Source organism: Nocardiopsis alborubida (assembly GCF_012396365.1).
GTDB lineage: Bacteria > Actinomycetota > Actinomycetes > Streptosporangiales > Streptosporangiaceae > Nocardiopsis > Nocardiopsis alborubida.
The window spans coordinates 1-11,430 of sequence record NZ_JAAXPG010000003.1 but is presented as its reverse complement, the minus strand read 5'-3'; the positions used below and the strand labels follow the sequence as shown (position 1 = coordinate 11,430).

The following is an 11,430-nucleotide window of genomic DNA, read 5'->3' as shown; positions in this document are numbered from 1 at the left end:
CAACGACAGCGCCCTGATTACCCCCAACCCGAACTACCGCCACCACACCCCTTCTCCCTGGCACCGAGTTCCGGAATATGGAATTACGAATTCAATTAGTGGTGCACTTCGATCACCCTGCGTAACCACACCCCTCAACCCGCGGACGCGCGAAGATCCACCGCATGGGCAGTTACATCAGCCCCCATCAACCGAGGCCACCAGGCACGACTACCCCAGGTAACCACACGAAACGGCACCTGGATCCAGGAGAAAAATCATTCCGAGTCGGTCACGACCGGGAACGGTCCGGGCGCGCCGGGCGTGTCGGGAGAGGAGCCGGGAAGACGACCGGGAAGCGCCTGACCAAAAACCCGACAGGCACGGGGAATACGGCACGACATTCCCACAAAGGAGCATAAAAGCCGCACACCACTTCAGAGTGCACTAATAACGGAACAGGGTACAAAATCCAACAAAAAAGTGGCGGAAGCTGGAATTCCAGCTTCCGCCACCAGGTGTGCCAGGTTTGGTTGTATACCGGGCGCGGTCGGGCCCGGTTCCCTCAGGAGGGCGTACCGGGGGTTTCCACGCGCGCCTCCCGGGCCAACTGCTCGGTGCGCGCCCGGGCCAGGCGGCTGAGCACCTTGTCCCTCAGGTCCATGGGCACCGGATCACAGCCGCAGTGCTTGGCCACGAGCTTCTTCACCGCCTCTTCGAGCCCGTACTCGTCGAGGCAGGGCCCGCACCCGTCCAGGTGCTCGCGGACCTGCTCGTAGTTGCCCTCCTCAAGCTCACCGTCGATGTAGGTGTAGAGCTTGTCGAGCACCTCGCTGCACGGGGTGTCGCTGTGTTCGCCGTGGCCGCCGCTCATTGCCGGTCTCCTCGATCCGAGACGTCCTGTCCCCGTCCGCGCGGGGACGTCCCCGAGGCGACCGCGCCGGCCTCGGCCGCCGCCCTCGCCGGCAGGAACCCCCGCTCCACCGCGTACTCCTCCAGCATCGACCTGAGCTGGCGGCGCCCGCGGTGCAGCCGGGACATGACCGTCCCGATGGGCGTCCCCATGATCTCGGCGACCTCCTTGTACGCGAAGCCCTCGACGTCGGCGAGGTACACCGCGATCCGGAAGTCCTCGGGCAGCTCCTGGAGCGCCCGCTTGACGTCGGTGTCGGGGAGGTGTTCGAGCGCCTCGGCCTCAGCGGACTTCAGGCCCGCCGCGGTGTGCGACGCGGCCTGCGCCAGCTGCCAGTCCTCGACGTCCTCGGTCCCCGCCTGCTTCGGTTCGCGCTGCTTCTTGCGGTAGGAGTTGATGAAGGTGTTGGTGAGGATGCGGTAGAGCCATGCCTTGAGGTTCGTTCCCTGTCTGAACTGGTGGAACGAACCGAACGCCTTGGCGAAGGTCTCCTGTACGAGATCCTCCGCGTCGGCGGGGTTACGGGTCATCCGCAGCGCCGCGGAGTAGAGCTGGTCGAGGAAGGGAAGCACGTCCCTCTCGAAGCGCTCTTCCCGTTCCTCGGCTGTCTCCTGCTCCTGGCCCTGTTCCAAGCCCGTCGGCCTCCTCGCGCTGGTCCCGGTTGGGGCGTCCATACCCCAACGATACGGTCCCATGGCGTGGAGCCGCGCATCGGCGCCGCGTGGCGCCGTCGCCGTCTCCTCGCGCTCCAGGCACGTCCCGGCTGTCGGCATGGTCTGTCGGCCCTCCCCGGATACTCGCGTGTGGCGCGCCCGGACGTCTGGGCCTCCGGGCGCGGTGTAGGGGAGAACAACGCTTCGCGCGAGCTGATTCCGCGCCGCACGGGACGAAGGTCCCCTCCTTGGGCGAACTTTGTCGTTTACCTCCGTCACCGAAGGTGAGGCATGGCAGAGTGCGGGTAGGACACACTGGAGAATGGGAGAGGAGTGCACGTGCGACCGTCCCCGTCCCCGGCCTCCGACCGCCCCCGGTCGACGGCGGCCCAGTTCGCCACTCCCGACCGCCTGTCGGACTACTGGCGGTTCTACTGGGCGGTCGCCGAGGCGCAGGTCGCCCGGTGGCTCCCCGACTCCCCCTCCCTGCTCCTCGACCTCTCCGGCGCGGACTACCAGGGCGCCCCGCGCGCCGTGGCCGCCGGACACGACGTGGTCACCCTGCTGCCCTCGGTGGACGTGGCCGTGCGCCGCCCGCTGACCCTGGTGAACGGGCGCGCGATGGTGCCCCGGCCGGCCCGGCGCGGACGGCTGCGCCACGTGGTGGGCGACTCCGCCTTCCTGCGCAGCTTCGCCCCGGACTCCTTCGACGGGGTCATCGCCGACAACCGGGTGCTGTCCAGGCACCTGGCCACCGAGGAGGCCCTGGCGCGGGTCAGCCGGGTGCTGCGCCCGGGGGGCCGCGCCCTGCTGTGCGTGGACTCGGTGGTGCTGGGCATGGCGATGCTTGCCGAGCAGGACCGCTGGCCCGAGCTGAGCCACGCGCCCAACGCGGACGTGCTCCTGGTGCCCTGGCCGGACGGCTCCATCACGCGGTGCTTCACGGCCGAGCAGCTCACCGAGGCGCTCACCGACGCCGGTCTGGAGCTGGAGTGGGTCAAGCCCCGCACGGTGCTGTCCGCCTCCACGGTGGAGATGATGCTGGCGCGCGATCCGAGGTCGATGGGACGCCTGGTGGAGATGGAGCTGCGCGCCACGGAGTCCGACGACTACGTGGGGGTGCACCTGGTGGCGAGCGCACGCAAGCCCGGTTAGGGCGGGGACACCACCGCGCCCCGCCCCTCCCAGCCGCTCCGCGGTCCCTACTCCGCCAGGGGCAGGTAGACCCGCTTACCCTGCTCGGCGAACTCCGCGGACTTGTCGGCCATGCCCTTCTCGATGGCGGCGACCGTCTCCAGTCCGTTCTCCTCGGCGTACCTGCGCACGTCCTGGGTGATCTTCATGGAGCAGAACTTCGGCCCGCACATGGAGCAGAAGTGCGCGGTCTTGGCCGGTTCGGCGGGCAGGGTCTGGTCGTGGAAGGACTGCGCGGTCTCGGGGTCCAGGGCCAGGTGGAACTGGTCCTGCCAGCGGAACTCGAAGCGCGCCTTGGACAGCTCGTCGTCCCACTCCTGCGCCTTCGGGTGGCCCTTGGCCAGGTCGGCGGCGTGCGCGGCGAGCTTGTAGGTGATCACACCGGTCTTGACGTCGTCCCGGTCGGGCAGCCCCAGGTGCTCCTTGGGGGTGACGTAGCACAGCATCGCCGTACCGAGCCAGCCGATCTGGGCGGCGCCGATCGCGGAGGTGATGTGGTCGTAGCCGGGTGCGACGTCGGTGGCCAGGGGGCCGAGCGTGTAGAACGGCGCCTCGCCGCACAGCTCCTCCTCCAGGCGCACGTTCTCCGCGATCTTGTGCATCGGCACGTGCCCGGGTCCCTCGATCATCACCTGCACGTCGTGCGCGCGGGCGATGTGGGTGAGCTCGCCCAGGGTGCGCAGCTCGGCGAACTGGGCCTCGTCGTTGGCGTCGGCGATCGATCCCGGCCGCAGCCCGTCGCCGAGGGAGAAGGTGACGTCGTACTCCCGGAGGATCTCGCACAGCTCCTCGTAGTGGGTGTACAGGAAGCTCTCCTTGTGGTGGGCCAGGCACCAGGCCGCCATGATGGAGCCGCCGCGCGAGACGATGCCCGTGACCCGGCGGGCGGTGAGCGGCACGTAGCGCAGCAGCACGCCCGCGTGGACGGTCATGTAGTCCACGCCCTGCTCGCACTGCTCGATGACGGTGTCGCGGTAGACCTCCCAGCTCAGCGCGGCCGGGTCGCCGTTGACCTTCTCCAGGGCCTGGTAGATGGGCACGGTCCCGATCGGGACGGGCGAGTTGCGCAGGATGCGCTCGCGGGTCTCGTGGATGCGCTTGCCGGTGGACAGGTCCATGACGGTGTCGGCGCCCCAGCGGGTGGCCCACACCATCTTCTCCACCTCCTCGGGGACGGAGGAGGTGACGGCGGAGTTGCCGATGTTGGCGTTGATCTTGACCAGGAAGTTCTTGCCGATGATCATCGGCTCGGACTCGGGGTGGCACCGGTTGGCGGGGATGACCGCCCGGCCCACGGCCACCTCCTTGCGGACGAACTCGGGGTCCACGCCCTCGCGGGCGGCCACGAAACGCATCTCGGGGGTGATGGTCCCGGCCTTGGCGCGGGCCAGCTGGGTGGTCGCGCCGCCGGAGGCGGCGGGCGCGTGGGCCCACTCCCGGCGGATCGGGGCCAGGCCTCGGTGGACGTCGATGTGCGCGGTGTCGTCGGTGTACGGGCCGGAGGTGTCGTACAGGTCGAAGTGGCTGCCGTTGCTGAGTTCCACCCGGCGCTGCGGGACGCGGAGGGTGTGCCCCTCGGGGGTGGCGACCTCCCGGTGGACCTTGCGTGATCCCATGATGGGACCGGTGGTCACCTGGTGGTCCGCGGTGGAACTGACGTCGCGGCCGTCGATAGCCGTCATGGCATGCCTCCCTACGTCGGAATTACCCGAACAGGTTCTGCGGTCGGCGACACCGTTGAGTCGCCCTCTCAGCCCGCCATGGCGCGAGCTCCCGCGTTGCGTATGAAGATGTGGAACGCCTCGGGCGCCCCGGGCACTCCGGGCCGGGGGGTACCCGGTCCGTGTGGCCCCGGACACTGTATCCGCCCGGGGGCCGGGGCTGTCCACCGTCCCGGGGATAGAAAACTGTCCCCCGCACGCCACACACGGCAGCGCGGGCAGCACTGGACGAAGCGTTCGGAGCGGGGGGCGTGCCGCGCCCCCGGGTCAGAAGAGCGTCTCCGGCTCGCCTGCCCCGGTGTCGGAGAGCGGTTCGAGCAGGTCGGGGCGGTTGTTCTTGATGCTGTTGACGTCGGTGGAGACCTCGTCCACGTCGAAGCGGTCGGCCGGGGTGTCCTGGAGCAGGTGGGCCAGTTCGTCTGCCCCGGTCGCCGGGTCCAGCCAGGCCGCCCAGTCCTCGGGGGGCACGACGACGGGCATGCGCTCGTGGATGTGGGCGAGTTCGGGGGCGGCCTCGGTGGTGACGACCGCGCAGCTCCACACCCACGCGGCGGGGTCGTCCTCGGCCACCTCCGGATCGCGCCAGCGCTCGAAGATCCCCGCCAGGGCCAGCGGCCGGTCGTCGGGGTAGTGGATGGAGTAGGGCTTCTTGTCCGCCTTGGCCTTGCGCTTCCTGTGGTGGGGGTCGGTGACGGGCGAGGTGCTGGCCTGCACGGTCCCGTCCCTGCCGATCAGCTGCCACTCGTAGTAGGCGTCGGCGGGCAGCAGGCAGCGGCGGCGCCGGAAGGCCGTGCGGAAGGCGGGCTTGTCGGCGATGGTCTCGCTGCGGGCGTTGATCATCCGGTAGCCGATGTTGCGGTCCTTGGCCCAGGAGGGGACCAGGCCCCAGCGCAGGGTGTGCAGGGAGCGGGGCCCCGGTTCGCCCCGGTCGTCGGCCTGCGGGGGCGGGCCGAGCACGGCGTACACGGGCCTGCCGGGTGAGATGTTGTAGTCCGGGTCCAGCTCCTCCAGCGGCGGCCACGCCCGGGGATCTGTCTCCCCGGGAAGCGCCTGCTCGGGCAGGCCGAAGGCGAGCTGCAACTGGTGCACGTTCCTGGACTGGGCATAACGACCGCACATGGGTGTGATCCTACGGTCGAAACAGCTCGTTCTCTCCCGGAACACCCGTATCCGCCGGTGTTTCCCACCCCTCGGGCACCGGATACGACCCGACCGGCCCGCGGGTCCCGGCCGACCCGCCGACCGCGCCGGACCTCAGGCCTGCGCCGGTGCGGCGGGCTCCCCCTCCGCGCGGTCGGGCCCCCGCTCCGCTCCCCCGTCCGCGTCCCGGCCCCGCCGGGCCCGGACCAGGCCGGCCAGCACGACCAGGCCGCCGAGCGGGGCCAGCGTCCACGGAGCCCACGAGGAGAGGGCGCGCAGCAGCACCGAGCGCACGCGGGCCTGTTCCGCCCGGGCCGCGACCTGCTGCTCGGCCAGGACCAGCTGCGCGTACAGCAGGGGTGCCTCGCCGCCGTCGTTCTGCGGGCGCAGCGTCTCCGAGCGGGTCTCGTGGGCGTTGACCACGATCCCGCTGACCGGCTCCACCCAGAACGTCCGGCTGACCTCCAGCCACCGGGTGGCGGCGACCGTGCCCGAGGCCCCGGGGCGGAACAGGGAGGCGGGCACCGGGCGGGCCGAGTCGGGCACCTGGGTGGACTCGATCCACTGGCTGTACCGGCGCACCGGCACCCCCGCCACCTCCTCCCACTCCTGAAACTCCAGCATCGGCGCCGACCGCACCTCGGCGTCGTAGAAGGGGTACTCGCCCTTCTCGTCCCCGGGCGGCCAGAAGTACACCAGACCCGCCTGCCGGACCGCCCGGTCGCCGTCGACGTGCTCACCGCAGCAGTTGACCGCCCGGCCGGTCTCCCGGTCGACGATGACGCGGCGGCTCCAGTGGTCGATCATCCGGTCGGGCACGGAGGTGTCCACGGACGTCTCCCACGCCGACCAGTCGTCGCCGTGCGCGGAGGCGTCCACCCGGGTGACCCGGCTGACCTCGGCGGACTCCACCCACGACCACGTGGAGGTGTCCAGGTAACCGGCGTCCTCGTCCAGCATGCGGATGTCGAACTCGGCCTCGGCGGGCAGCAGGGCCATCCGCTCGTACACGTAGAGCGGGAGCAGGGCGGCCAGGGTGAGCAGGAAGGCGCCCACGGCCACCAGGAGGGTGCCCCGGGGCAGGGGACTCCCCGGCCCGCGTTCGGGGCCGACCTGGCTGGGGGCGGCCTCCCCGACGCTGAGCGCGCTCATGTCCGGGCCTCCTCGGGGTCGTTCTCCCACCGGTCGTCGTCGCCTCCGGAGGAATCTGCGCCCCGGGAAGCGCCGTCGGTCCCGCCGTTCGCAGGGGCCGCCGGGCTCTCGGCAGCACCGTTGGACCCATTGGCCCTGGCACTGTCAGGCCCGTATCCCTCCTGAGCCGCACGGGCCCCGTCGGCCCTGCCTGCCCCGTCACCGACGACAGCACCGACCTCACCGGTCGCGCCGGGAGACGGAGCGGCCTCGTCCGTCCCGCCGCCACCGGCGCTTTCCACGACCGCTCGGGCGCGGACCGGCGGCGGGTCGACGTCGGCGTCCTCACCGTCGCCCGGCTGGCCCAGGGCCAGCACGAGCCGGGCCAGCGCGGGCAGGCACAGCAGCTGGGACACCCAGCCGCGCAGCGCTCCCCCGAACACCTCGGTCACGTCGTGGAAGGGCATGTACAGCGCCAGGTAGGTACCCGCCCCCATCGCCAGCCCGGCCAGAGCCAGCGACACCACCACCGGCCAGGGCCCCGCCAGGCGGGGCAGCAGGCGCCCGCCCATGGACGGCCGTCCCGGCTTGGCGTGCCGCAGCCTCCGGGGCGCCCGGCGCCCCAGCCACCACATGCACACCAGGATCACGGCGACCAGGGCGGCTCCGACCGCACCGGCCACCCACACCCCGTAGGCCAGGCCCAGCGGCAGCACGACCCGCCGTCCCAGCCACCCGGGCCCGGCGTCGGGCAGGGCGCGGGCGCCCCGCGGTGCCGCGGCCCCGGCCGCCGCTCCCCCGGGCAGCAGGCGCCTGGGCCACAGGGCGGCGACCACCAGCACCGCGGCCAGCGCGGCACCCACGGCCAGGGCCCGGTGGTAGGCGGTGTCGGGCGCGTAGGTCAGGGTGACGGTGCCCGCGCTGCCCGCTGGAAGCACCCACGCCTGCTTCCAGCCCTCCAGCCGGACCGGCTCCAGGGCCGCGTCCGCCCCCTCCAGGCGGGCCTGCCAGCCCTCGTTGAAGTTCTCGTTGACCACCAGCAGGCTGTCCTCGGCGACGTCCACGTCGAAGCGGCGCTCACCCGGGCCCCACGCGTGCACCTCCTCCACATCGGCCATGGCGACCTCGGGGCGGTCCGAGACCGGGTCGGCGGACTCCACCAGCGCCGAGCGCACCTCGTAGCGGTTGCCCGGATCGACCACGATCCGGTTCTCACCCCCGACCAGATCCAGGTCGGTGCAGCTCTCGTAGCGCAGCGGGCGGCCGGTGAGCTGGTCGGCGAGGGTGCCCCGACTGATCCGGGTCTCCACCCGCTGGTCGTTGACGCGCAGGGCGGGGCCCAGGCCGCAGGCGGTGGAGGCGTCGCCCTCGGGCAGCGGCTCCACCGGCTCCACCCCGGGCAGGGTGACGGTGCCGATCTCCAGGGCCTGGCCCTCGGGGCGTTCGAAGGTCACCCGCAGCGACTCCGCGGTGAACTTGGCGAAGTCCACCCGGCCGCTGCCGTCCAGCCACCCCTCGCGCACCGTGCCGCCGCCCTCGACGGTCACCCGGATCGGCCGCAGCACGCTGTCCGCACGGGGGAACTCCACCTCCAGGTACCCGATCTCGGTGGGTGTGCCCAGCTCGATGTCGAGCCAGGGGTTCTTCTCCTCCGGGTCCGGGTACCAGACGGTGCTCTCGTCGTCGTCCAGCGCGCCCCGGCCCATCGCGGCGGGGTGCTGCACGGCGGTGGAGGAGGCGCTCACGTGCGGGTGGGGACCGGCCCGGTTGGCGGCGTTCTCCGCCTCGCGGGGGTCGGTGAGCACGACCTCGCCCGAGACCGTGTGCGGGGCGGAGGCCGACTCCGCCGACAGCTCGAACGTGCGGTCCAGGCGGCGCGCGTCCTCGCCCTGCACCTGGAGACCGGGGTTGCACACCCACACGTGCGAGCCCTCCATGCAGCCGGGCGCGGTACCGGTGGAGCCGGTGAACAGCAGTGTTCCGGTGTCGGCGGGTCCGGGGACCCGCAGCGTGCGGGCCGGTTCCAGGCCGGGCACGGAGATCGAGGCGACGCCCACACGGGTGCCGAACCGGTACTCCGGCTCCCAGGCCAGCTCGTCCACGCGCACGCGCAGCGTGGTGGTCGTGCCGGGCGGGGCCGTCAGCTCCTGGGGCTCCTCGGTCTCGGCGACGGGCACCTGCGCCTCGCCGCCGTCGGTGACGAGGGTGACCCGGGAGGGCGGCGGCTCGCCGGGCAGGTGCTCGAAGGCGACGCTGAGCCCGGTGAGGTCCTGGGGTTCCTCGAACTCGACCTCGATCCACTCCCCCAGGGCGCCGGTGAAGGCGCTGGAGCGCCAGGAGGTGGCGAGGTCGTCGTCGAGGGCGGCGTGCGGGGCGTGCCCCGGGTCGCGGTCGGCGGCGCGCGCCCCCGTCCCGCTCTCGGCGGAGGAGGCGCTCACCGAGGCGATCCCGATGTCCTCGACGTGGGCGACGTGGTCCTCCCACGCCGGGTCGAGGACGTCGGGGGCGGGGACGTCGCGTTCGAGCTCCTGGTCCTCGGTGAGGGTGGCCGTCACGTTGCGGCGCACGTCGGGGTGGACCACCTCGCGGCGGCGGGCGGTGTCGGTGACGATCGTGTCCTGGGCGGCGACCTCCCCGGCTCCGGGATCGTCCCCGAGCAGGATCGGGCGGTCGTCGTCGACCACCCCCTGTTCGGCCAGGTGGAGCACGGACTCGGGCCCGCCGGTGACCCGCAGCACCTCGTCGGCGGGCACGGTGCCGACGGTGGGCGCGGCGTCCTCCACCTCGTATACGCTCAGCGCCTGGTGGGGCTGGTCGAACCACTGGGAGGCGGACTGGTGGTCCAGCGAACCGATGACCGGGCCGAACTCGGCGGCCAGGGCGATGCCCGGCGAGTCGGCCAGGGCCTGGTGGACGCGGGCGGGCCAGCCGCCGTTGTTGCCGGTGCGCTGGAGGTCGTTGCGCACGAGGAGGTGGGTGACGCCCATGCGCGCGAAGGTGTCGGCGAGCCCGGCGGAGCCGCGGCCCGAGGAGACGCGCTGGTCGATCTCGTGGGTGATGCGGGAGACGCCCGCCGAACCCCACGGGATGATCTGGTGGTTGGTCCAGGCCCCCTCGAACAGCGGTTGCAGGGGTTCGTCCATGGGGCGGCCCCACTCGTACTCTCCGCGGGCCGAACCGGGCAGGGCCATGGTCATGCCGCGCTCGTCGGTGCGCGTCTCCAGCCAGTCGGTGGCCTCGTGCCAGTAGTCGGGGATCCGTACGAAGCCGCCCGCCGGCGCGATCCCGACGGTGCCGACGGGTACGAGGGTGACCGCGAAGACGGCGGCGGTGGCGCCCGCGACGGTGCGGCGCACGCGTCCGGGCACGGGCGTGCCCCTGCGGTCGGCCAGGTCCCGGGCCACCACCACGGGCAGGTGGGCCAGGCCCATCACCAGGGGCAGGCGCACGAGCGCGTCGAACTTGTGCACGTTGCGAAACGGGGAGAGCGCGCCGTCGAGCAGGTCGCGCATGGTCCCCGCGAATGGGCCGGTGAGGTCGCCGGTGAAGCCCGCGGCGATGACCGCGGTACCGGTGAGGAGGCTGGCGATGAGGAAGAGCCGCTCAGGGGTGCGCCGGTTGACCAGCCCGGCCAGGCCCAGGCCCGCCACCAGCGCGGTGACCGCAATCAGCCAGGGGGTGGTGGACAGCTCCGCCCCCGAGGGGAGCGCGGTGTTGCCCTGGTCGGGCAGGAAGCCCATCCAGTTGGAGGTACCGCGCAGCGCGTTGAGCAGCGAGGTGACACCGGTGGTGACGGCGGCGTCCTCGGTGTAGGGCATGAACGAGAACACGTACCGCGCCATGAGGAGCAGCGGCGCGACGTACCAGAGCGAGGCCAGGACCAGCGCGGCCGTCCACCAGGCGATCAGGCGCCACTTGCGCGGGCCGTTCGCCCGGGTGAGCAGGTAGAGCCCCGGCACGACCAGGACGGCCAGCTCGGAGGCGGCGTTGGTGCCGCCGCACAGCAGGAAGGCCAGGCCCGACAGCAGGGCCATGCGGGCGGGCGAGCGCCCCTGCCGGGTCCCGAGCACGAGCGGCAGCAGGATCCACGGCATGAGCAGCATGGGCTGCAGCTCGGCGGAGTTGTACGACAGCAGCGTCAGCACGCGGGGGGCCAGCGCGTAGGCGACCCCGGCCAGGATGCGGGTGTTGACGGTGCCGATGCCCAGCGCACCGGCGACCTTGTACACGCCGGTGAACGCGGCGATGAGCAGGACGGCCATCCACAGGCGCTGGATGAGCCAGTCGGGCATGCCGAGCAGGTCGAACAGCAGGTGGAAGGGGCCGTTGGGGAAGAGGTACCCGTAGGCCTGGTTCTGGATCTGGCCGAAGTAGGAGGCGTCCCACAGGTGCAGGGCGCGCTCCATGAACCCCAGGGGGTCGGCCGTCAGGTCGAGCTTGGTGTCGCTGACGATCCTGCCGGGGTCGATGCTGGCGGCCAGCGCTCCCAGGAGCAGGCACACCGTGAGGACCTTCAGCCGGGCCAGGAGGCGGCGGTCGACGCCGCCGGGGTCGGTGGAAGGTGGTGTGCGGGAATCCTCCGGTTCGCGCCTGGCGGTGGATTCCGTCGGTGTCACGTCTTCGCTTTCCTGCCTGCTGCCGTGTTCCGGGCGGCGGGGGTGCCCGGGCCGTCGGGGGTGAGGGGGTCGGGTACGGGGGT

General features: G+C 72.1%; 7 protein-coding genes. 1 reads left to right on the top strand and 6 read right to left on the bottom strand.

Annotation, left to right across the window (positions count from 1 at the left end; translation table 11 throughout):
* Positions 1-544 precede the first annotated feature (544 nt).
* Positions 545-853: a mycothiol system anti-sigma-R factor gene (gene rsrA / locus HGB44_RS03825; RefSeq protein ID WP_017567728.1), complete on the bottom strand. Its 309-nt coding sequence runs from the start codon at positions 851-853 to the stop codon at positions 545-547.
* Positions 850-1,566: a sigma-70 family RNA polymerase sigma factor gene (locus HGB44_RS03820; protein ID WP_049800385.1), complete on the bottom strand. Its 717-nt coding sequence runs from the start codon at positions 1,564-1,566 to the stop codon at positions 850-852. The genes rsrA and HGB44_RS03820 overlap by 4 nt, the downstream gene beginning before the upstream one ends.
* A 312-nt stretch (positions 1,567-1,878) precedes the next feature.
* Here HGB44_RS03820 and HGB44_RS03815 point away from each other — a divergent pair, with 312 nt between their 5' ends.
* Positions 1,879-2,700, top strand: coding sequence for a methyltransferase domain-containing protein (locus HGB44_RS03815; RefSeq protein WP_061080563.1), 822 nt, complete (start codon positions 1,879-1,881; stop codon positions 2,698-2,700).
* 47 nt (positions 2,701-2,747) lie between these two features.
* On the opposite strand, the gene thiC is transcribed toward HGB44_RS03815, so the two are convergent.
* The 4 genes from thiC to HGB44_RS03795 all read right to left on the bottom strand — a co-directional run bounded on the left by thiC (position 2,748) and on the right by HGB44_RS03795 (position 11,347).
* Positions 2,748-4,421, bottom strand: a complete 1,674-nt coding sequence (gene thiC / locus HGB44_RS03810) for a phosphomethylpyrimidine synthase ThiC (protein WP_061080564.1) — start codon at positions 4,419-4,421, stop codon at positions 2,748-2,750.
* Positions 4,422-4,727: 306 nt separating this feature from the next.
* The gene (locus tag HGB44_RS03805) at positions 4,728-5,579 is read right to left on the bottom strand and encodes an SOS response-associated peptidase (RefSeq protein WP_061080565.1); all 852 of its coding nucleotides are present in this window, start codon (positions 5,577-5,579) and stop codon (positions 4,728-4,730) included.
* A gap of 135 nt (positions 5,580-5,714) precedes the next feature.
* A complete protein-coding gene (locus tag HGB44_RS03800) occupies positions 5,715-6,752 on the bottom strand; it encodes a DUF3068 domain-containing protein (protein ID WP_061080566.1) in 1,038 nt (345 codons plus the stop codon).
* Positions 6,749-11,347 (bottom strand): alpha-(1->3)-arabinofuranosyltransferase, encoded by a 4,599-nt coding sequence (locus tag HGB44_RS03795; protein WP_061080567.1) that lies wholly within the window; start codon positions 11,345-11,347, stop codon positions 6,749-6,751. The genes HGB44_RS03800 and HGB44_RS03795 overlap by 4 nt, the downstream gene beginning before the upstream one ends.
* Between the last annotated feature and the right edge of the window lie 83 nt (positions 11,348-11,430).

Excerpts from the sequence above, each read along its gene's own strand:
- rsrA (WP_017567728.1), bottom strand. The coding sequence starts at position 853 with ATGAGCGGCGGCCACGGCGAACACAGCGACACCCCGTGCAGCGAGGTG.
- HGB44_RS03820 (WP_049800385.1), bottom strand. The coding sequence starts at position 1,566 with ATGGACGCCCCAACCGGGACCAGCGCGAGGAGGCCGACGGGCTTGGAA.
- thiC (WP_061080564.1), bottom strand. The coding sequence starts at position 4,421 with ATGACGGCTATCGACGGCCGCGACGTCAGTTCCACCGCGGACCACCAG.
- HGB44_RS03805 (WP_061080565.1), bottom strand. The coding sequence starts at position 5,579 with ATGTGCGGTCGTTATGCCCAGTCCAGGAACGTGCACCAGTTGCAGCTC.
- HGB44_RS03800 (WP_061080566.1), bottom strand. The coding sequence starts at position 6,752 with ATGAGCGCGCTCAGCGTCGGGGAGGCCGCCCCCAGCCAGGTCGGCCCC.